This is a genomic window from Massilia sp. Root418, from assembly GCF_001425265.1.
GTDB lineage: Bacteria > Pseudomonadota > Gammaproteobacteria > Burkholderiales > Burkholderiaceae_D > Rugamonas.
In genome coordinates, this window is sequence record NZ_LMEC01000020.1 from 1,113,119 (window position 1) to 1,134,543 (window position 21,425).

The window sequence follows — 21,425 nt, forward strand, 5'->3', positions numbered from 1 at the left end:
GATGGTAAGGATGCAAAGCATTTTGCAAGAAAGCGTATGGATTTATTGCGAAATGTTGCAGCTGCTGCGGCGCAGCATGCTGGGGCTTTGTAAAGTTATGTTAGCGCCCGCCACGGCTCGGCGGGGCTGTTTTCCTTAAAAATCAGCCACTTAAGTCTCCACATCAGCTCCCATCCCCGCTTGCTGGAATCACATTCCGGCCGATGCTACTGTCCGTTCCGGTAGCAAAACACATAACAATTTTATACCGGAGACCACCCCTATGATGAACCGATTCATCCGCCGTTCCCTGCCCGCCGCCATTGCCCTGGCCCTGTCCTGCGGCGCCGCCATGGCGGGCGACCATGAACCCGAAGGCTTCCACGGCTATGTGCGCGCCGGCGGCGGCACCAGCAACCACGGCGGCACCCAGAGCTGCTACGGCCTGGGCGGCATTACCATGGCCTACCGCCTCGGCAACGAGTGCGACAGCTTCACGGAGCTGGGCTACACCCAGCAACTGGCCAAGGCCGCCAACGGGGCCACGTTTGTCGGCACCTTCTGGGCCGACGCCTACAAAAACAGCTCCGACTTCGGCGACGCCAAGCTGGGCGTGTCCAAGGCTTACATCGAAGCGAAAAACCTGCCCTTCATGAACGGCGGCATCGTCTGGGTCGGCAAGCGCCACTACTACCGTCCCGACATCCACATGCTGGATATGCAGTACATCAACATGAACGGCACCGGCGGTGGCATCGACGGCTATCCCCTGGGCGCGGGCAAGATCAGCTACGCCGTCTTCAAAGACAACGACTTCAACACCACCGACCCGGCCACCGGCAGGGTGATCGACTCGCCGTCCGCGCTGCGCCAGAACATCGTCTACGAAGGCCTGCCGGTCAACAGCAACGGCACGCTGGACTTTGCCGCCTCCTTCATCTCGGCGCAGGGCCAGGACAAGACCACCCACGACGGCTGGCAGATGTCGGTGTTCCACCGCCAGGCCAAGGTCCTCGGCGGCGGCAACACCTTCGGCGTGCAGTACGGCGTGGGCCCGGGCACCGGCATCAACGGTCCGTGCTGCGCGCGCATCGGCCCGTCGGGCAGCACCCTGCTCGGCTCCGACTACACCCGGTTGCGCGTGTTCGACGACATCGTGATCCAGCCGACGCGCGACTTCAGCATGGAGTTCGTGGCCCTGTACCAGCGCGACAAGAACGGCAAGGATGGCGCCACCACCTGGACCACCGTGGGCACCCGCCCCGTGTACGCCTTCGCCGAGAACTTCAAGCTGCAGGCCGAACTGGGCGTGACCCAGCTGAAGTCCGACAAGACGCCGGGCACCCAGCGCCTGACCAAGCTGACCATCGCGCCCACCATCAGCCTGGCGCGCGACTACTGGGCGCGTCCCGAGCTGCGCTTCTTCGTCAGCTACGGCAAATGGAACGAGGCGGCCGGCAAGGCGGTCAACGCATTCAACAATTCCGGCGCGGTGTACGGCAGCGATACCAGCGGCGTTTCCTACGGCATCCACATGGAAGCCTGGTGGTAAGCACTTTTCGACAAATTAAAGGAGACACTATGAAACTGAACCTGAAACCGCTGGCCATCGCCGCGCTCGCACTGGCCGCCACCGCTGCCGCTTCCGCCAACGCCGCGCCGCAAGTGGAAGTGCTGCATTACTGGACTTCCGGCGGCGAAGCGAAATCCGCCGCCGAACTGAAAAAGATCATGGAATCGAAAGGCGTGGCGTGGAAAGACTTCGCCGTGGCCGGCGGCGGCGGCGAGAACGCCATGACCGCACTGAAGGCGCGCGTGATCGCTGGCAGCGCCCCCACCGCCGCCCAGATCAAGGGCCCGTCGATCCAGGAATGGGGCCAGGAAGGCACGCTGGCCAACATCGACGCGGCCGCCGCCGAAGGCAAGTGGGAAACCCTGCTGCCGCCCGTGGTGACCAACGTGATGAAGTACAAGGGCCACTTCGTGGCGGTGCCGGTCAACGTGCACCGCGTGAACTGGCTGTACGTGAACCCGGCCGTGCTGGCCAAGGCCGGCGCCAAGGCGCCCAGCAACTTCGACGAGTTCTTCGACGCGGCAGACAAGATCAAGAAAGCCGGCCTGGTGGCCGTGGCCCACGGCGGCCAGCCGTGGCAGGACGCCACCGTGTTCGAGTCCGTGGTGCTGGGCGTGGGCGGCGCGGACTTCTACAAGAAGGCCCTGGTGCAGCTGGACCAGGCCAGCCTGACCAGCCCCACCATGATCAAGGCCTTTGAAACGCTGGCCCGCATCAAGACCTATATCGACAAGGACGCGGCGGGCCGCGACTGGAACCTGGCCACCGCCATGGTCATCAACGGCAAGGCCGGCATGCAGTTCATGGGCGACTGGGCCAAGGGCGAATTCACCGCCGCCGGCAAGGTGCCCGGCAAGGACTTCCTGTGCCTGGCGGCGCCGGGCACGGACAAGGCCTTCACCTTCAATATCGATTCGCTGGCCATGTTCAAGGTGAAAAGCGCGGACGACCAGAAGGCCCAGCTGACCCTGGCCAACGCCGTGATGAGCCCCGAGTTCCAGGAAGTGTTCAACCTGAACAAGGGTTCGATCCCGGTCCGCGCAGGCGTCTCGCGCGCCAAGTTCGACAGCTGCGCCACCAAGTCGATGGACGAGCTGGCCGCCACCAGCAAGAGCAACGCGCTGGTGCCGTCGCTGGCGCACGGCATGGCCGTCGACAGCGCCAAGGCCGGCGCCATCCAGGACGTGATCGCCAAGTTCATGAACTCCGCCATGACGCCGCAAGCCGCCGCGCAAGCGCTGGCCAAGGCAGCCAAGACCATGTAACACGCAGTACCGAGGCACCGTACCCCTCGGTGACACCGTAGGGCGGGTTAGGCGCCAGCCGTAACCCGCCAAGCGCCGCCGCAACGCATGCCTCGGCGGGTTACACGCCCCGCCCGGCGCGCCCTACGGTTTCCGCCTCAAGCATTGGAGAACCCTGCACCATGTCCGCCACACCGCTTTATTCCGTTCCGCCTCCGCCGGCGCCCAAGGCCGCCACCAAGCCCGCCGCCGCCAACGACAGCAACGCCAAACCTCCCCGCGCCGCCAGCCGCTTCGGCGCCCTGGCCGACGCCTGGCTGCCGCGCCTGGTCCTGTCCCCCACCATCATCGCCTCGCTGGTCTTTGTCTACGGCTTCATCGGCCTGACCGCCTGGCTGTCGCTGACCGAGTCGCGCATGATGCCCAATTTCGAGTACGCCGGCTTCGGCCAGTACGAGCGCCTGTTCGAGATCGAACGCTGGTGGGTTTCGGCCAGCAACCTCGGCATCTTCGGCGGCCTGTTCATCCTGTTCTGCCTCGCCATCGGCCTGACCATGGCCATCCTGCTGGACCAGCGCATCCGTCACGAAGGCGCGCTGCGCGCCATCTACCTGTACCCGATGGCGCTGTCCTTCATCGTCACCGGCGCGGCCTGGAAGTGGATCCTCAACCCCGGCCTGGGCCTGGAAAAGATGATGCACGACTGGGGCTACACCAACTTCACCTTCGACTGGCTGGTGAACTCCGACATGGCCATCTACACCGTCGTCATCGCCGGCGTGTGGCAGTCCTCCGGCTTCGTCATGGCGCTGTTCCTGGCCGGCCTGCGCAGCGTGGACGACAGCATCATCAAGGCCGCGCAGGTGGACGGCGCCAGCCTGCCGACCATCTACCGCCGCATCGTGATCCCCTCGCTGCGCCCGGTCTTCTTCAGCGTGCTGCTGGTGCTGGCCCACATCGCCATCAAGAGCTTCGACCTGGTGATGGCATTGACCGCCGGCGGCCCGGGCACCTCGTCCGACGTGCCGGCCATTTTCATGTACCAGTTCTCGTTTACGCGCGGCCAGCTGGGACTGGGCGCCGCCTCGGCCATGATGATGCTGGCCACCGTGCTGGCCGTGCTGGTGCCGCTGATGTACCTGGAAACGAAAGGAGCGCGCCATGGCCGCTGATTTGAACCAAGACGGCGGCCGCATCACGGCCGGCCGCGTGATGCTGTACGCCTTGCTGGTGCTGGTGGCGCTGTACTACCTGGCCCCGCTGTACGTGATGCTGACCACGTCTGTGAAGACGCTGGACCAGATCCGCGCCGGCAACCTGCTCGACTTCCCCACGGCCCCCACCACCGCCGCCTGGGCCAAGGCCTGGTCGCAGGCCTGCACCGGCGTACGCTGCGAAGGCCTGGCGCCCTACTTCTGGAACTCGGTGCGGATGGCGATACCGGCCGTGCTGGTCTCCAGCCTGATCGGATCGCTGAACGGCTACGTGCTGGCGCACTGGCGCTTCCCGGGCCACAACGTGGTGTTCACCGCGCTGATGGTGGGCTGCTTCATTCCCTTCCAGGTAGTGATCCTGCCGATGGCGCGCCTGCTGGGCATGGCCGAACTGGCCAACACCACCAGCGGCTTGGTCGTGGTGCACATCATCTACGGCATCGCCTTCACCACGCTGTTCTTCCGCAACTACTACGTGACGGTGCCGGATGAACTGGTGAACGCCGCCCGCATCGACGGCGCCGGCTTCTTCATGATCTACCGCCGCATCATCTTCCCGCTGTCGCTGCCGATCTTCATGGTGTGCTTCATCTGGCAGTTCACGCAGATCTGGAACGACTTCCTGTTCGGCGTGGTGTTCGGCGGCTCGGACGCGCAGCCGGTGACAGTGGCGCTGAACAACCTGGTCAACACCTCCACCGGCGTGACCGAATACAACGTGAACATGGCGGCGGCCATCATTGCCGCGCTGCCGACACTGCTGATCTACCTGGTCGCAGGCAAATACTTCGTGCGCGGCCTCACCGCCGGCGCCGTCAAAGGTTAAGGAGACTCTCATGGCAAGCTTATCTATCCGCAATGTGCGCAAGGTGTATCCGAACGGCGCCGAAATCCTCAAGGGCATCGACCTGGAGATCGAGGACGGCCAGTTCCTGATCCTGGTGGGCGGCTCGGGCTGCGGCAAGTCCACCCTGCTCAACATGATCGCCGGGCTGGAGAACATCTCGCAGGGCGAGATCCGCATCGGCGAACGCGTGGTGAACAAAGTCCCGCCCAAGGAGCGCGACATCGCGATGGTGTTCCAGTCCTATGCGCTGTACCCCACCATGACGGTGCGCGAAAACATCTCCTTCGGCCTGGGCATCCGCAAGGTGCCGAAGGCCGAGCAGGAGGTGATCGTCAACCGCGTGGCCGAAACGCTGCAGATGACCCACTTGCTGGACCGCAAGCCGGCCATGCTGTCCGGCGGCCAGCGCCAGCGCGTGGCCATGGGGCGCGCCATTGCGCGCGATCCCTCGCTGTTCCTGTTCGACGAACCGCTGTCCAACCTGGACGCCAAGCTGCGCGTGGAAATGCGCGCCGAAATCAAGCTGCTGCACCAGCGCCTGGGCGCCACCATCGTCTACGTGACGCACGACCAGATCGAAGCCATGACCCTGGGCGACCGCATCGCGGTGATGCGCGACGGCGTGGTGCAGCAGTTCGGCAGCCCACAGGAGATCTACGACCAGCCGGACAACCTGTACGTGGCCGGTTTCATCGGCTCGCCGTCGATGAACTTCCTGCGCGGGAAGCTGGCGCGGCACGGCGCCGGGGTGGCCTTTGCACTGGAACACAACGGCGCGACCACGCTGCTGCCGCTGCCGGCCAACCATGCCGCCGCCGGCCACTTCGGCGCCTGGCTGGACCGCGAACTCATCCTCGGCATCCGCCCCGAGCACGTGACCGACGCGTTGAGCGCGCGCCGCGCGGAAACGCCGGAAGGCTACCACCCCATGGAAGTGGCGTGCACCATCGAGATGACCGAGCCCACAGGCCCGGACACGCTGGCCTTCGCCTGGTTCAACGGCGTGCGCGCCACCTGCCGCACCCACCCGCGCGCCGGCGCCGAAGCAGGCGCGCGCATCGCGCTGGCGTTCGATCTGTCGAAAGCCATCCTGTTCGACCCGGCCTCCGAGGAACGCCTGGGCAAGTAGTTCTGTCTTACCGCTGCTCCCTCTTTTGACCGGCATCCGCCGGTCTTTTTTTTGCGCGCCGCCGGGCGTTTTCAAAGTTGAATGACTTGTTGCCCGGCATGAAATTGCCAATCAGAAAATGAGTGCACACTCACCCCGCGCACGATTGAATCCCCTGTTGACCTGAGTCGCTTGCATCGGAATACTGACCAGCCCGATTACTCCAAGGCATCGCAACATGGCAACCGTTACTGAAGTCAAGAGCACCACGCTTTCCGGCCTGAACCACATCGACGCGCTTCTGAACAATCTCCCGAACTGGAATTACCTTACCTCCGGCGGCAATAATCTTTACTATTCCTTCTCGACGGCAGCCGGTCTCGAATCCGGCAACGGCTCCATCCTGAGCGCGCCGCAAACCTTCAGTGCCGCCCAGCAATCGGCAACGCGCAGCGCGCTGAGCTATATTTCGCAGCTGACCGGCATCAAGTTCACCGAAACGGGCGACGGCAATGTCGCGCAGATGCACTTCGCCAATGCCAACATCAGCGGCTCCGGCACCACCGGCCAGGACAGCTCGCGCTACAGCTATTCCTACGACGGCAGCAACACCGTTACCAAATTCGCAGCCTCCACCTGGGTCTACCTGGACAACGCCGAATGGGCAGGCATGAACGCCAACCTGACGCCGGGCACCCAGGGCTACGAAACGCTGCTGCACGAACTGGGCCACGCCATGGGCCTGAAGCACTCGTTCGACGGCACCATCCGCTTGCCGGCCGCCACCGACAACACGGCCTACACGCTGATGTCCTACACCCACAGCGGCGGCATCCATTCCACCTTCAGCGAATACGACGTGGCCGCGCTGAAATGGCTGTACGGCGGCGACGGCCTGGGCGGCGCGCTGGGCGTCAATTCCACCGGCGGCGGACGCTACTATACCGGCACCAGCCAGGCCGACACGCTGACCGGCACCGCCGCCAACGATGTGCTGGAAGGCGGCCTCGGCAACGACGTGCTGAACGGCGGTGCGGGCACCGACACCGCCGTCTACAACGGCGTGCGCAGCGCGTACACCGTCAAGCAGCTCAGCGCAACCGCCTGGAACGTGACGGGGGCGCAGGGCAGCGACACCCTGAGCAATATCGAACAGCTACGCTTCAGCGACGCCACCGTTGCCGTCAGCCTGGCCACCGCGCCGCTGCAGGACACCGCCGCGCCTGCGCAGCCGACGCTGGTGTTCACCAAGGACGGCACCGCAGCCGCCAGCGGCAACCATCCCACCTTCAGCGGCGTGGCGGAAGCCGGCGCCAAGGTGGAGATTTTCAACGGTTCCACCAGCATGGGCGTGGGCACCGCGACGGCCAGCGGCACCTGGAGCATCACGCCGGTGGCGGTGGGCAACGGCAGCTATCACGTCACCGCCAAGGCGACCGACGCGGCAGGCAACGTGTCGGCAGCCTCTGCGGCGAAGGACTTCACCGTGCTGAGTGCGCGCAACGTCACCGGCACCACGGGCAACGACAGCCTTAAGGCACTGGTCGCCAACAACTACATTGATGGCGGCGACGGCTTCGACACCGTGGTCTACAGCGGCGTGCGCGCCAACTACACGGTGGGCAAGACGGCCTACGGCTACAAGGTGACCGACGTGGCGGGCACCGGCGGCGGCAGCGACCTGCTGGTGCGCGACGAGCGCATCCAGTTCGCCGACGTGACGATCACGCTGGATAACAGCGGCATCATCGTGCAGTCCTCCAGCTCCAACGCGGAATTCACCGGCTCCTCGCTGGATGTGGATCATGCAATGCCGCACGAGCATGGGCACGGGCACGAGATTCAGCTCATCGGCCAACACGTGCACGCTGGCGAGCACGCGCATTTCGCCTGACCGGCGGCGGGTTACGCTCTCACCCGCCCTGCGCCTGGGCGCCGTCTGGCGTCCAGGGACAGCGCTGCGGCACTACAACTCCCCAATAAGTTCCCTGCCGGCCACGCCGGATGGCGGTATGATGCGCGTGCATCTATATCAACCTCAACAACATTCCTACTTGCCATGAACAAGTCCTTACGTTTGCGCCTGGCCGGGCTGCTGTGCCTGTCCGTGCTGGCCCCCTTTGCCGCCCATGCCGCCGTCCACGCCGGCGAAAAGCTGTACCAGGCGCATTGCGCCGCCTGCCACGGCGTGAAGCTGGAAGGCGCCACCGGCCCCAGCCTGATCGACCAGGTGTGGCTGCACGGCGCCCCCACCAAGGCCAACCTGATCACCGTCATCAGCAAGGGCGTGGCCGACAAGGGCATGCCGGCATGGTCGCCCACCCTGAGCGCCGCGCAGATCGCGCAACTGGCCGACTTTGTGGCGCAGCCGCGGACGGCAGCGTCCGCCGCCGCTCCCACTGCCGCTTCGGCTGCCCCTGCATCCGCTGCCGCCAAAACCGCACCGGCCGACAAGTCCGCCGCCATCCTGAGCGGCATGAAGCTGCCGAAAGGCTTCCGCATCGCCGTCTACGCAGACAAGGTGGAGACCGCGCGCTCGATGGCCGTGTCCGACAGCGGCGTGGTCTACGTCGGCTCGCGCAAGGCCGGCAAGGTCTACGCGCTGGTGGATGCGGACAAGGATGGCGTGGCCGAGAAAGTGGTGACCATAGCCGAAGGCCTGCAAAACCCGATCGGCGTGACGCTGCTGAACGGCGCACTGTACGTGGCCGAAATCTCGCGCATCATCCGCTTCGACAACATCGACGCCAGCTACGCCGCCAAGCCTGCCTATAAAGTAGTGAAGGCCGACCTGCCCAAAGAAACCTGGCACGGCGAGAAATTCATCAAGGCCGGCCCGGACGGCAAGATCTATGTGCCGGTGGGCGCGCCCTGCAACACCTGCAACAAGGAAGACCAGCCCCATTCCAAGATCTGGCGCATGAACGCGGACGGCAGCAACTTCGAGGAATATGCGCGCGGCATCCGCAACACGGTCGGCTTCGCCTGGCATCCGCAGACCAGGGACATGTGGTTCACCGATAACGGCCCGGACATGATGGGCGACAATACCCCGTCGTGCGAGCTGAACGTGGCGCCCAAAGCCGGCCTGCACTTCGGCTTCCCCTACTGCCACGGCGGCGTGCTGCCCGATCCCGAGTTCGGCAAGGCGCAGTCGTGCGAGCAGTACGTGGCGCCGGTGGCCAAGCTGGGGCCGCACGTGGCGCCGCTGGGCTTGGCCTTCTACACCGGCACCCAGTTCCCGCAACAGTACCGCAACAACCTGTTCATCGCCGAACACGGCTCCTGGAACCGCGAGAACAAGATCGGCTACAAGGTCAGCCTGGTCACGCTATACAACAGCAAAGTGGTGAGCACTACCACCTTCATCGACGGCTTCCTGCGCGACGGCGACGAGGTGGTCGGCCGCCCGGTCGACATCGCCGTGCTGGCCGATGGCTCCATGCTGGTATCCGATGACCACGGCGGCCGCGTCTACCGCATCACCTACACCGGCAAATAGCCGCCATTACGGCAGCGTGCGCAGATACGCCAGCAGGTTGGCGATCTGCTGCTCGTCCCCGATCCCCCAGAAACGCATCTGGTTATCGGGGACGACCTTCCTGGGCGACTTCAGGAATGCCGCCAGCCTGGCCTCAGTCCACACGATGCCGGACTGCTTCATGGCCGGCGAATACTTGAAATCCGCCGTCGCCCCCGCCTCGCGCCCAATGATGCCGTTCAGCTGCGGCCCGAACGCCCCGCGCGCCGACGGACCCACCTGGTGACACGAGGCGCAGCGCGCAAACGCCCGCTTGCCCGCCACCGGATCGCCCGCAACGCCTCCCGCGTCCGCCACACGCCCCTGCGCCGCCGCTAACGCAGGCAGCATCAGCAATAAAAACACTCGCCACATCGCAACTCTTCCGCGTCAATTGATGACCGCAGTCTAGCACCGCGTCCAAAACTTCATACGCAAGCCATTTCGACCGTCCAAACATCGGGACCGGAAGCTTGCGCAGCGGCATCATTGCACCGTTAGTCACCTTACAAATCAAACACTTACGAGCAATTCTGGCTAAAAAACCGGCAGGCACACCGTTTGCTAAAGAGGCTGGACTCCGCCAATCGCGCGGGGACTTGACTACAAACGGAGACCGGTATGCAAAAGAAGCGCCCCCTCACCCTCTACATCCTGATCGCGATGCTGCTCGGCATCGCGGTCGGCTATGCCTGTAACACGGTATTCCCTGACAAGAAACTCACCGCCGACATTTCCGCCCACATCTCGCTGGTGACCGACATCTTCCTGCGCCTGATCAAGATGATCATCGCGCTGCTGGTGTTCTCGACCCTCACCGTAGGCATCGCCAACCTGAGCGACGGCAAGGCTGCCGGCCGCATCGGCGCCAAGGCCTTCGCCTGGTTCATCGTCGCCTCGCTGTGCTCGCTCGCGCTGGGCATGGTGCTGTCGAACCTGATGCAGCTGGGCACAAACCTCGGCCTGCCGCTGCCCGACGTGCACGCCACCACCGGCCTGAAAACGTCGGCCTTCACGCTGAAGGACTTCATCAGCCACGTGGTGCCCAAGTCGCCAATCGAGGCCATGGCCAACAACGAGATCCTGCAAGTGCTGGTGTTCTCCATCTTCTTCGGCTCCGCGCTGGGCGCCCTGGGCGACTCCGGCAAGCGCCTGCTGGCCGTGATCGACGAACTGGCCCAGGTCATGCTGCGCATCACCGGCGCCATCATGAACCTGGCCCCGCTGGCCGTGTTCGCCGCCATGGCTTCCGTGGTCACCACCAACGGCCTGGGCATCCTGGCCACCTTCGCCAAGTTCATGGGCGGCTTCTACCTGGGCCTGTTCTGCCTGTGGACGCTGCTGATCGGCGCCGGCTTCGTGGTGCTGGGCCCGCGCGTGTTCCGCCTGGTGGGCCTGATCCGCGAACCCTTCCTGCTGGCCTTCTCCACCGCCAGCTCCGAAGCGGCCTACCCGAAGCTGCTGGTGGCGCTGGACAAGTTCGGCGTGCAGCGCCGCATCTCCAGCTTCGTGCTGCCGATGGGCTATTCCTTCAACCTGGACGGCTCGATGATGTACTGCACCTTCGCCGTGCTGTTCATCGCCCAGGCCTACGGCATCGACCTGTCGCTGGGCACCCAGATCACCATGCTGCTGCTGCTGATGCTGACCTCCAAGGGCATGGCCGGCGTACCGCGCGCCTCGCTGGTGGTGATCGCCGCGACCCTGACCCAATTCAACATCCCGGAAGCCGGCCTGCTGCTGCTGATGGGCGTGGACCAGTTCCTCGACATGGGCCGTTCGGCCACCAACGCAGTCGGCAACGCCGTCGCCACCGCCGTGGTGGCGAAGTGGGAAGGCGCGCTGGGCGAAGAAGAAAAATCGGACGAGCACGCTTACGTGCGCGCCGCATAACGATAACCACCCTCACAGGAGACCCTATGAAACACACCGTTACCACCTCCCTGCTGGCCCTGGCCTGCTGCACCGCACATTCCCAGGCCCAGGCGCAAACCTCGGCGTCCGCCATCCAGATCTACGGCGTGGCCGACGCCGGCCTGGTGGCCGAACGCGGCAACGGCGCCAGCACCACCAAAGTCAGCAGCGGCGTGGCGTCCGGCTCGCGCCTCGGCTTCAAGGGCACGGAAGACCTCGGCAACGGCCTGTCGGCCGGCTTCGTGCTGGAAAGCGGCGTCTACATCGACACCGGCGCCTCCGGCCAGGGCGGCCTGACCTTCGGCCGCCAGTCCTACGTGTCGCTGAGCAGCAGCACGCTCGGCACCGTCAGCGCCGGCCGCCAGTATTCGCCCTACTACAAAGTGCTGCGCGACGTGGCCGATCCCTTCGGCGACGGCCTGGCCGGCCAGGCCGCCAACCTGATGGTGCCCAACGCCCGCATGGACAACGCGGTAGTCTACGCCACGCCCACGCTGGCCGGCTGGTCCGCCAACGTGGCCTACAGCGCCGGCGAAGTAGCCGCCGACAGCACCCGCAAGCGCTCCCTGAGCGGCGCCGTCAGCTATAGCGCCGGCCCGGTGGCCGTGTCGCTGGCGCACCACCGCCGCGAGGACGCGCTGGCCGCCACCCACGCGCGCAACAGCATGCTGGCCGCGCGCTACACCTTGGGCGCCTACCAGCTGCACGCGGCCTACGCCGCCAACCGTGGCATGGGCACGGTGGGCGGCAGCATCCTCAGCACGGTGGGCGGCGTGACGCTGGCCGGCTCGGGCGCGGTGGCGGCCGGCCCGGTCGGCGCGCCGGGCGCTGCCAGCCGCGACCTGCTGGTGGGCCTGTGCGCCACCTTCGGTCCGCACAGCTTTGCCGGTTCGGTGGTGCAGCACGCCGACCGCAGCGCCGCCGACAAGGATGCGCGCCAGTACGGCGTGGCCTACCTGTACGCGCTGTCCAAGCGCACCGACGTGTACACCGCCTACGCCCGCATCCGCAACACCAACGGCGCCGCCTTCACGGTGGGCAACGCCAGCGAGGACGGCAAGGGCCACAGCGCCATCAATATCGGCCTGCGTCACCTGCTGTAAGGCCCGGGCAAGCCCGCGCGCGCCGCTGTGCGCGCGCAGGTTTGCTATAGTTGCCCCCTGATGCCAGTCCAGTCCGACAACCCGGTTAGCCAGCAGGCGCATGCGCGCCGGCCGCATCACGTCCGTACCGTGTGGGGCCTGGTGCTGCTGGCCGGGCTGGCCCTGCCTTACCTGGCCTACTGGTGGGTGAACCTGGTGACCACCGAGCGCCTGCGCGCAGCCGGCGCGCAGCGGCTGGAGGTGTATGCCACCAGCCTGGAAAACCTGCTTGACAAGTACGACCTGGTGCCGCGCATGCTGGAGCTGGAAAGGGACGTGGTCGGCCTGCTGGAAAAGCCCGGCGACGAGGACTTGCGCAACAGCGTCAACGAATACCTGGAGGGCCTGAACCAGAAGGCCGGCTCCAGCAACATCTACATCGTCAACCTGCAGGGCCGCACCCAGGCGGCCAGCAACTGGCGCAGCAAGGACAGCTTCGTCGGCGACGACGTCAACTTCCGCCCCTACATCCGCAACGCCCTGCGCGGCCATCCCGGCGGCTTCTACGGCGTGGGCACCACCAGCCTGGAGCCCGGCTACTTTTACGCGCACGGCATCTACAAGAACGGCCGCATGCTGGGCGTGGCCGCCATCAAGGTCAGCATCGAGAGCCAGCAGCTGAGCTGGGCGCAGGGCGCCGACAAGGTGGCGCTGGTGGACCCCAACGGCGTGGTGTTCCTCACCTCCGCTTCGGCCTGGAAATTCAAGACCCTGCGGCCGCTGCCGGCCAGCGTGCGCGCCGAGCTGGCGCAGACGCGCCAGTACCACGAGCAAGCGCTGCCCTCGCTCACGCTGGCGCACGACGAGCCGCTGTCGAACGGCACCCGCCTGCTGGCCATCCGCGACGGCAACGGCGGCCTGTCCAATGCCCCGCCGCGCATGCTGGCGCAAACCCGTTCGCTGGCGCCGCGCGACTGGACCTTCATCTATCTGTCCGACCTGAGCACGGCGCGCGGCAACGCGCGCGTGGCCTTCCTGTTCGCGCTGCTGGCCTACGGCTTTTTGGTGCTGCTGTTCCTGTACTGGCGCCAGCGCGTGCAGTCCAAGGAAGACATGCAGCACGCCTACGACAACCTGGAACGCATGGTGGACGAGCGCACCGCCAGCCTGGCGCGCATGACCCAGGACCTGAGCAAGGAAGTGGACGTGCGGCGCCAGGCCGAGCAGCAGCTGCACATCACCCAGAACGAGCTGTTCCAGGCCGGCAAGATGGCGGTGCTGGGGCAGATGTCGGCCAGCATCACGCACGAGCTGAACCAGCCGCTGACGGCGCTGCGCACCATGTCCGACAACGCCGTGCTGCTGTTCGAGCGCGGCCGCCTGGACGACGTGCGCAACAACCTGAAAACCATTTCGCAGGTGGTGGCGCGCATGGGCACCATCACCGGCAAGCTGAAGAGTTTCGCCCGCAAGTCCAACGCCGAGCTGGCGGCAGTGTCCATCCACACCTCGATTTCCAATGCGCTGGTGCTGGTGGAGCGACGCCTGCAGCTGGACAAGGTCAGCTTCCAGCTGACCATCGACCAGGCCGACATCTACGCGCTCTGCGACAGCAACCGCCTGGAGCAGGTGCTGCTGAACCTGATGACCAACGCGCTCGACTCGATGGCCGGCAGCCCGGTGCGCCAGTTGCGCCTGGACGTGAACAGCACGCCGGAGCGCGTGTTCATCCGCGTGTCGGACAGCGGCCCCGGCCTGAGCGACGAGGCGCGCGCGCGCCTGTTCGAACCGTTTTACACCTCCAAACCGCAAGGCGAAGGGCTGGGCCTGGGCCTGGCCATCTCGGAACAAATCATCCGCGACTTCGGCGGCAGCCTGCGCGCAGAAAAGCAAACGGAACAGGCCGGTGCCGGCGCCTGTTTCGTCATCGAACTCAAAGCGGCACAGGAGACATGATGGACCCGATTACAAACGATATCCAGGTAATCCTGGTGGAAGACGACCCGACCGTGCGTGCCGGCAGCGAGCAGGCGCTGGACCTGGCCGGCTTCATCGTGCAGAGCTTCGAGAGCGCCGAGCCGGCGCTCAAGCTGGTGCAGCCGCACTGCGCGGCAGTGCTGGTGAGCGACGTGCGCCTGCCCGGCATGAGCGGGCTGGACCTGCTGGAGGCGGTGCGCGCCATGGACGCCGACCTGCCCGTGATCCTGGTGACCGGCCACGGCGACATCGCCATGGCGGTGCAAGCCATGCACGACGGCGCCTACGACTTCATCGAAAAGCCCTACTCGTCCGAGCAGCTGGCCGAGGTGGTGCGGCGCGCGGCCGACAAGCGCCGCCTGCAGCTGGAAGTGCGCACGCTGCGCCAGCGCCTGGCGCACAGCGAAGGCATCGACGCCTACCTGCTGGGCAACGCACCCGCCATGCAGGCGCTGCGGCAAGTGATCCTGGACGTGGCCGGCCAGCCGGCGGACGTGCTGATCTACGGCGAAACCGGCACCGGCAAGGAGCTGGTGGCGCGCTGCCTGCACCAGTTCAGCGAACGCGGCAAGCACCAGTACGTGCCGATCAACTGCGGCGCGATCCCGGAAACCATTTTCGAGAGCGAGCTGTTCGGGCACGAGCCGGGCGCCTTCACCGGCGCGGCCAAGCGCCAGATCGGCAAGATCGAGCATGCCTCGCAGGGCACGCTGTTCCTGGACGAGATCGAGAGCCTGCCGCTGGCCATGCAGGTGAAACTGCTGCGCGTGCTGCAGGAGCGCTACATCCAGCGCCTGGGCTCGAATACCCCGGTGCCGCTGGACGTGCGCGTGATTGCCGCGTCCAAGGAAGACTTGAAGGATTACTCGGACCAGGGCAAGTTCCGCAGCGACCTGTACTACCGCCTGAACCTGATCGTGCTGCACATTCCGCCGCTGCGCGAGCGCCGGGAAGACATTCCGCTGCTGTTCGAGCACTTCATGCTGGACGCGGCGGCGCGCTACAAGCGGCCCTGCCCCGTGGTGCCGCCCGCGCAAATGCAGCAGCTGATGGCGCAGGACTGGCCCGGCAACGTGCGCGAGCTGCGCAACGCGGCAGACCGCTTCGTGCTGGGCCTGTCCGCCAGCGCGGAGCCGGCGCCGCCGGCGCCGCTGGCCGACCAGGTGAGCGCGTTCGAGCGCATGCTGATCGAGCAGGCGCTGCGCACGGCGGGCGGCAACGTGGCCGAGGCGTGCAGTGCCCTGAGCCTGCCCAAGCAGACCTTGTACCACAAGCTGCAGAAATACGGCCTGGCGGCGGAAGATTACCGCTAGACCGGGTGCAGCAGTGCCCCTGCAGCGCCGCTAGCAGGGCACTAGCTGCGCAACTTTAGATACAGATCAAGGTGTCGGATTTCCTGGCAGTTATATTTTTCCTAACGGAAATTGCCAGGATCGGCATATGTTCAGCTTCGAACGCTCCGGCCTGGGCCGGAAACTCACCTTGATCAGCGCCTTGTCCACCGGCGGCGCGCTGTTGCTGGCGTTCGCCGTGTTTGCCACCACGCATGTGATGAGCCAGCTGGAGCAGGAGCGGCGTCAGCTGTTTGCCCTGGCCGGCAGCCTGGCCGCCAGCAGCGAGATTGCGCTGCTCTACGTCGATCCGGCGCAAGGCGACCAGGTGCTGGCCCTGGCCGGCTTCGACGGCCGCGACGATATCCGCCAGGCGGTGCTGTTCGACCGCGACGGCAAGCTGCTGGCGCGCGTCAGCCACCGGCCGGGCAGCGCGCCGCCCAAGGACTTGACGCCGCGCGCGCTGGCCGAGCTGGGCAAGGCCGGGGCATACGAACTGAGCGGCCCGCCGTGGGCGCCCGGCCTGCGCCAGTTCCGCGGCGTGCATTTCCAGCAGGACCAGGTGGGGGCCGTGATGGTGGAAGCGGGCCTGCCGCGCATGTGGCTGGACGTGCTGCAAAACCTGCTGGGGGGCGCGGCGGCGGCGCTGCTGTCCTGCGTGGCGGCGCTGTTCATGGCGCGCCGCTTCCGCGACAACATCGCCGAACCGATCGGCAGCCTGATCGCCGCCGCGCGGCAGACCGCCGACGGCCAGCCAGGCGCGCCGCTGCTGCACGCGCGCAGCGACGAGCTGGGGGCGCTGATCGACAGCTTCAACGACATGCTGGTGCAGATCGCCAGCCGCGACGCCAAGCTGGCGCAGTACCGCGACCAGCTGGAGCGCCAGGTGGGCGTGCGCACCGAGCAGCTGGAGAAGGCCAAGAATGCAGCCGAGGCCGCCAGCCAGGCGAAAAGCAATTTCCTGGCAACCATGAGCCACGAGATCCGCACGCCCATGAACGGCGTGCTGGGCATGACCGAGCTGCTGCTGGCCTCGCCCCTCACGCCGCAGCAGCGCCACTACACCAGCATGGTCAAGCGCTCGGGCGAGCATTTGCTGTTCATCATCAACGACATCCTGGACTTCTCGAAGATCGAGGCCGGCAAGCTGACGGTGGAATACATCCACTTCAATTTCCGCGAGCTGCTGGACGATATCGACAACGTGTTTTCGCCGCAGGCGCAGGCCAAGCGCATCCAGCTGGAATTCGCCATCGCCAACGACATCCCGGTAGCCATCTGCGGCGACCCGAACCGGCTGCGCCAGGTGCTGTTCAACCTGCTGGGCAATGCCATCAAGTTCACCGAGACCGGCAAGATCACCGTCAAGGTGCGCGCCACCAGCGAGGATGCGCAGTCGGTCGGCCTGCGCTTCGAGGTGCAGGACACCGGCATCGGCGTGTCGCGCGAGGCGCGCGCGCGCATCTTCGATTCGTTCTCGCAGGCGGACGGCTCGACCACCCGCAAGCACGGCGGCACCGGCCTGGGCCTGGCGATCTCCAAGCAGCTGGTCGAATTGATGGGCGGCACTATCGGTGTCGATCATGCTTTAACGCAAGGTTCGATCTTTTGGTTCGCCGTACAGTTCGACAAGCGCCGCGTGGAGACAGAGGACGCGTCGTTCGACCAGACCATCACCTTGGGAATGCGTGCCTTGATAGTCGACCCTCACAGCGACAGCCGCGTGCTGCTGCAGCGCCAGCTGGCGCGCTGGCAGCTGCACAGCGACAGCGCCGCCAGCGCGGAGGTGGCGCTGCGCATGCTGCACGAGGGCGCGGCGCGCGGCCATCCTTATGACGTGGCGCTGCTGGAGATGGAGCAGCACCTGGGCAGCGGCCTGATGCTGGCGGCCGAGATCAAGGCCGATCCGGCCATTGCCGGGGTGCGCCTGCTGCTGCTGAGCGACGAGCGCAACGCGGCCGACACGCGCCAGCGGCGCGAGGCAGGCGTGGCCTTCCAGCTGATCAAGCCGCCGCGCGCCTGCGACCTGTACGACTGCATCGCCACGCCACTGCGCGGCAGCGACGGCAGCCGCCAGGCGGCACGCCAGCAGGCCCCGGCTGCACAGGCGGCAGCAGCTGCACCGGCTGCACCGGCTGCAGCATTCACCGCATCTACCGCATCGCTCGCATCTTCCGCGTCTACCGCCGCACCTACCGCACCTACCGCATCTACCGCATCTGCCGCATCCGCCCCGTCGGCCGCGTTGCGCCCTTCGGCCGGGTCCGCCGCGGCGCCCCTGGCAGGCCGGCCCATGCCCCCCTCGGTGCCGCTGCTCCCGTCGGCGCCCGTGTTCGCAGCCCCGGCAGCCTCGGCGCGGCGCGCGCCTGCTCCTGGCGACAGGCCGCGCGCGCGGGCGCGTAACAAGGTGCTGCTGGCCGAGGACAATCCCGTCAACGTGGAAGTGGCGTCGGCCATGCTGCAAGGGCTGGGGCTGGACGTCAGCCTGGCTTGCAACGGTGCGGAGGCGCTGGAAGCGGTGCGCGAACAGCACTTCGATCTTGTGCTGATGGACTGCCAGATGCCCGTGATGGACGGCATGGCGGCCACTGCCGAGATCCGCCGCCACGAACAGCAGCGCGGTGCCAAGCAGCACCTGCCCGTGGTGGCCATCACCGCCAACGCCATGCCCGGCGACCGCGAAACCTGCCTGGCGGCCGGCATGGACGACTACCTGAGCAAGCCCTTCACGCAACAAGGCCTGGGCGACACGCTGGCGCATTGGATCTCCCTGCCCCTGGCCGCCACCCTGGCACGCGGCGCCGCCAGCTACCCCGACGCCGACGCCGACGACGACGCCGACCTCGGCACCGATCTGCTAGCGGACGAGCCCGCGCTGCCCGCGCCGGCAATGGCGTCTGCAATCGCGCCTGCAATCGCGCCGACACTAGCGCCTGTACCTGCACCTGCGCCTGCACCTGCGCCTATACCGGCACCGCCGCCGCCGGCAGCCATCAACGGCCAAGCCCTGGACAACATCCGCGCGCTGCGGCCCGGCCAGGGCGGCGCGCTGCTCAAGCGCGTGCTGCAAGCCTTCCTGGCCGATACGCCGCGCCACCTGGGCGCCGCACGCGCGGCGCTGACGTCGGCCGGCGGCGGCACCGAGACGCTGCGCCGCACTGCCCACAGCCTCAAATCCAGCAGCGCCAACGTCGGGGCCGACGCCCTGGCCGCGCTGTGCAAGGAACTGGAACTACTGGCCGGCGCCGGCCTCTCAGATGGCGCCCTCGCCCTGCTCTCCAGCATGGAGCGGGAATTCGACGCAGTGCGGCAATCGCTCGGCGCCATCCTAGAGAAGGAACCCTGACATGGCAGCGCACTCCCACCCCAAACGCGGCACCGTGCTGGTAGCCGACGACGATCCCGTCATGCGGCTGCTGATGCTGGAAATGCTGGCCCAGGTTGGCCTGGACGCCGTGGAGGCCGAAGATGGTCCGGCCGCCATCGCCAGCTTCCAGCGCCGGCCGCCGGACCTGGTGCTGCTGGACGTGGACATGCCCAACATGGACGGCTTCGCCGTATGCCGTGCGATACGTGCACTGGGCGCGCCCGGCGCGCAGGGCGGCGACGGCGCGCCAGCCGCCACGCCAGCAGCCGCCACCGTGCCCATCATCATGGTGACCGGCGGCGACGACCTGGAAGCCGTCACCCAGGCCTACGAAGCGGGTGCGACCGACTTCGTCTCCAAGCCCATCAACTGGCCCATACTCGGCCACCGCGTGCTGTACGTGCTGCGCGCCAGCGACGCCATCGCCCGCCTGCGCGTGGCGGACGCGCACAACCGCGCCGTGCTGGCCGCCATCCCCGACACCTTCTTCCGCCTGGACCGCGACGGCGTCTACCTCGACTACGAACAAGGCCACGAAGCCGGCAGCACCTTCCCGCTCGACCATTGCGTGGGCCGCCACGTGAGCGAGGTGCTGCCGCAGCACATCGCCGGCCATCTGCTGGAGCAGGCCCGGGCCGTGCTGTCGTCGCAACAGATCCGCTCCTTCGACTACGAGCTCCAGCTGGGCGAGCAGCCACGCCATTTCGAGGCACGCCTGGTGAGCACCGGCGCCGGCGACGTGCTGGGCCTGGTGCGCGACATCAGCGAACGCAAGCGCACCGAGGAGCAGATCCGCCGCCTGGCCTATTGCGACAGCCTGACCGGCATCCCCAACCGGCAAGCCTTCCTGGAACTGCTGGAGCGCGAGCTGGACCATTCGCGCCAGGCCTGCAAGAAATTCGCCGTGCTGTTCATGGACCTGGACTCCTTCAAGCGCATCAACGATACCCTGGGCCACAACGTCGGCGACCTGCTGCTGCAGACCGTGTCCGAGCGGCTGCGTGAAACCATCCGTCCCAGCGACGTGGTCAGCCACATGGCCAGCGGCAACCACCTGGCACGCCTGGGCGGCGACGAGTTCACGATACTGATACCGGACCTGGACCGGGTGGAAGACGCGCTGGCCGTGGCGCAGCGGGTAAAGGACGCCATGCGCCGCCCCTTCCAGCTGGACGGCAACGAGATCTTCGTCACCGCCAGCATCGGCATCTCGCTGTATCCGGAAGACGGCGAAGACAGCGAATCGCTGCTCAAGTACGCCGACACCGCCATGTACCACGCCAAGAACTGCGGCAAGAATAACGCCAAACTTTACAGTTCCTCGCTGACCATGCAGATCATGAGCCACGTGAAGCTGGAAGTGGGCTTGCGCAAGGCGCTGCAGAACAACGAGCTGTACTTGCTGTACCAGCCCCAGATCGACGTGCCCAGTTCGCAGATCGTGGGCGTGGAGGCGCTGGTGCGCTGGCGCCATCCCGAGCACGGCATCATCCCGCCCAACGACTTCATTCCGCTGGCCGAGGAGACCGGGCTGATCGTGCCGATCGGCGAATGGGTGCTGCGCACCGCGTGCAGCCAGGCCAAGGCTTGGCAGCAGACCTGCCGCCGCGCCATCCGCATGGCGGTGAATCTGTCGGCGCGCCAGTTCAAGGACGAGAACCTGACCCAGATCGTGCTCTCCGCCCTGGGCGACACCGGCCTGGAGCCGCGCCTGCTGGAACTGGAGCTGACCGAAGGCACGCTGATGGACGACGCCCGCGCCACCATGGCCATGCTGGATCAGCTGCGCCGCATCGGCGTGCTGCTGTCGATCGACGATTTCGGCACCGGCTACTCGTCGATGAGCTACCTGAAACGCTTCGACGTGCGGGCGCTGAAAATCGACAAGAGCTTCATTATCGGCCTGCCGGAGGACACGGAAAACGCCGCCATCACGCGCGCCATCATCGCCATGGCGCATGGCCTGAAAATGATTGTGGTGGCGGAAGGCGTGGAAACCGACGAGCAGCTCGCACTGCTGGAAAAATACGGCTGCGACATGGCACAGGGCTTTTACCTGGGGCGCCCGTCGCCGCAGGAATCCATCACCCAGATGCTCAAGGTCCAGCGCGCGCCGACCTCCACGGCAACGCCTGCCGCCCCCGCTCCCCCTGTCACCCCGGCCGCGCGCTGATGCGTCGCCTTTTTTGACACTGGCGCGGCCGTGAAAGCCGGACCCGCCGCAAGTGCTTGTTTCCGCTGGAATTGCGCCGGGCTGGCACCGAATATG

General features: G+C 66.4%; 14 protein-coding genes. 13 read left to right on the forward strand and 1 reads right to left on the reverse strand.

All coding sequences use genetic code 11. The annotated features are described in order from the left end of the window. Positions 1 to 262 precede the first annotated feature (262 nt). From ASC94_RS17280 to ASC94_RS17310, 7 genes are all read left to right on the forward strand, one after another. A complete protein-coding gene (locus ASC94_RS17280) occupies positions 263 to 1,531 on the forward strand; it encodes a carbohydrate porin (protein ID WP_307718840.1) in 1,269 nt (422 codons plus the stop codon). Positions 1,532 to 1,560: 29 nt separating this feature from the next. Next, on the forward strand, positions 1,561 to 2,817 hold the full coding sequence (locus ASC94_RS17285; RefSeq protein WP_157201482.1) for an ABC transporter substrate-binding protein: 1,257 nt from the start codon (positions 1,561 to 1,563) through the stop codon (positions 2,815 to 2,817). Positions 2,818 to 2,978: 161 nt separating this feature from the next. Beyond that, positions 2,979 to 3,968: a carbohydrate ABC transporter permease gene (locus tag ASC94_RS17290; protein ID WP_082616601.1), complete on the forward strand. Its 990-nt coding sequence runs from the start codon at positions 2,979 to 2,981 to the stop codon at positions 3,966 to 3,968. Then, complete coding sequence (locus ASC94_RS17295; RefSeq protein ID WP_056397342.1) at positions 3,958 to 4,836, forward strand: carbohydrate ABC transporter permease; 879 nt, start codon at positions 3,958 to 3,960, stop codon at positions 4,834 to 4,836. Before ASC94_RS17290 ends, ASC94_RS17295 begins: the two co-directional genes overlap by 11 nt. A gap of 10 nt (positions 4,837 to 4,846) precedes the next feature. Beyond that, positions 4,847 to 5,986 (forward strand): ABC transporter ATP-binding protein, encoded by a 1,140-nt coding sequence (locus ASC94_RS17300; protein ID WP_056397345.1) that lies wholly within the window; start codon positions 4,847 to 4,849, stop codon positions 5,984 to 5,986. A 217-nt stretch (positions 5,987 to 6,203) separates the two neighbouring features. Then, the gene (locus ASC94_RS17305) at positions 6,204 to 7,859 is read left to right on the forward strand and encodes an Ig-like domain-containing protein (protein ID WP_056397348.1); all 1,656 of its coding nucleotides are present in this window, start codon (positions 6,204 to 6,206) and stop codon (positions 7,857 to 7,859) included. Positions 7,860 to 8,024: 165 nt separating this feature from the next. Next, positions 8,025 to 9,467 (forward strand): c-type cytochrome, encoded by a 1,443-nt coding sequence (locus ASC94_RS17310; RefSeq protein ID WP_056397351.1) that lies wholly within the window; start codon positions 8,025 to 8,027, stop codon positions 9,465 to 9,467. 6 nt (positions 9,468 to 9,473) lie between these two features. Here the strand turns inward: ASC94_RS17310 and ASC94_RS17315 are convergent, their stop codons facing one another. Continuing rightward, entirely contained in the window at positions 9,474 to 9,836 is a 363-nt protein-coding gene (locus ASC94_RS17315; RefSeq protein WP_056398119.1) for a cytochrome c family protein, read from the reverse strand. 270 nt (positions 9,837 to 10,106) lie between these two features. On the opposite strand from ASC94_RS17315, the gene ASC94_RS17320 reads away from it, so the two are divergent. The 6 genes from ASC94_RS17320 to ASC94_RS17345 all read left to right on the forward strand — a co-directional run bounded on the left by ASC94_RS17320 (position 10,107) and on the right by ASC94_RS17345 (position 21,329). Continuing rightward, positions 10,107 to 11,378 (forward strand): dicarboxylate/amino acid:cation symporter, encoded by a 1,272-nt coding sequence (locus ASC94_RS17320; RefSeq protein ID WP_056397354.1) that lies wholly within the window; start codon positions 10,107 to 10,109, stop codon positions 11,376 to 11,378. 26 nt (positions 11,379 to 11,404) lie between these two features. After that, entirely contained in the window at positions 11,405 to 12,502 is a 1,098-nt protein-coding gene (locus tag ASC94_RS17325) for a porin (protein WP_056397358.1), read from the forward strand. A 60-nt stretch (positions 12,503 to 12,562) separates the two neighbouring features. Further along, positions 12,563 to 14,437, forward strand: a complete 1,875-nt coding sequence (locus ASC94_RS17330; protein ID WP_200955734.1) for an ATP-binding protein — start codon at positions 12,563 to 12,565, stop codon at positions 14,435 to 14,437. Then, complete coding sequence (locus ASC94_RS17335; RefSeq protein ID WP_056397362.1) at positions 14,437 to 15,771, forward strand: sigma-54 dependent transcriptional regulator; 1,335 nt, start codon at positions 14,437 to 14,439, stop codon at positions 15,769 to 15,771. The genes ASC94_RS17330 and ASC94_RS17335 overlap by 1 nt, the downstream gene beginning before the upstream one ends. A gap of 127 nt (positions 15,772 to 15,898) precedes the next feature. Further along, the gene (locus tag ASC94_RS17340) at positions 15,899 to 19,135 is read left to right on the forward strand and encodes a response regulator (RefSeq protein WP_056397366.1); all 3,237 of its coding nucleotides are present in this window, start codon (positions 15,899 to 15,901) and stop codon (positions 19,133 to 19,135) included. A gap of 1 nt (position 19,136) precedes the next feature. After that, a complete protein-coding gene (locus ASC94_RS17345) occupies positions 19,137 to 21,329 on the forward strand; it encodes a bifunctional diguanylate cyclase/phosphodiesterase (RefSeq protein ID WP_056397369.1) in 2,193 nt (730 codons plus the stop codon). Positions 21,330 to 21,425 lie beyond the last annotated feature (96 nt).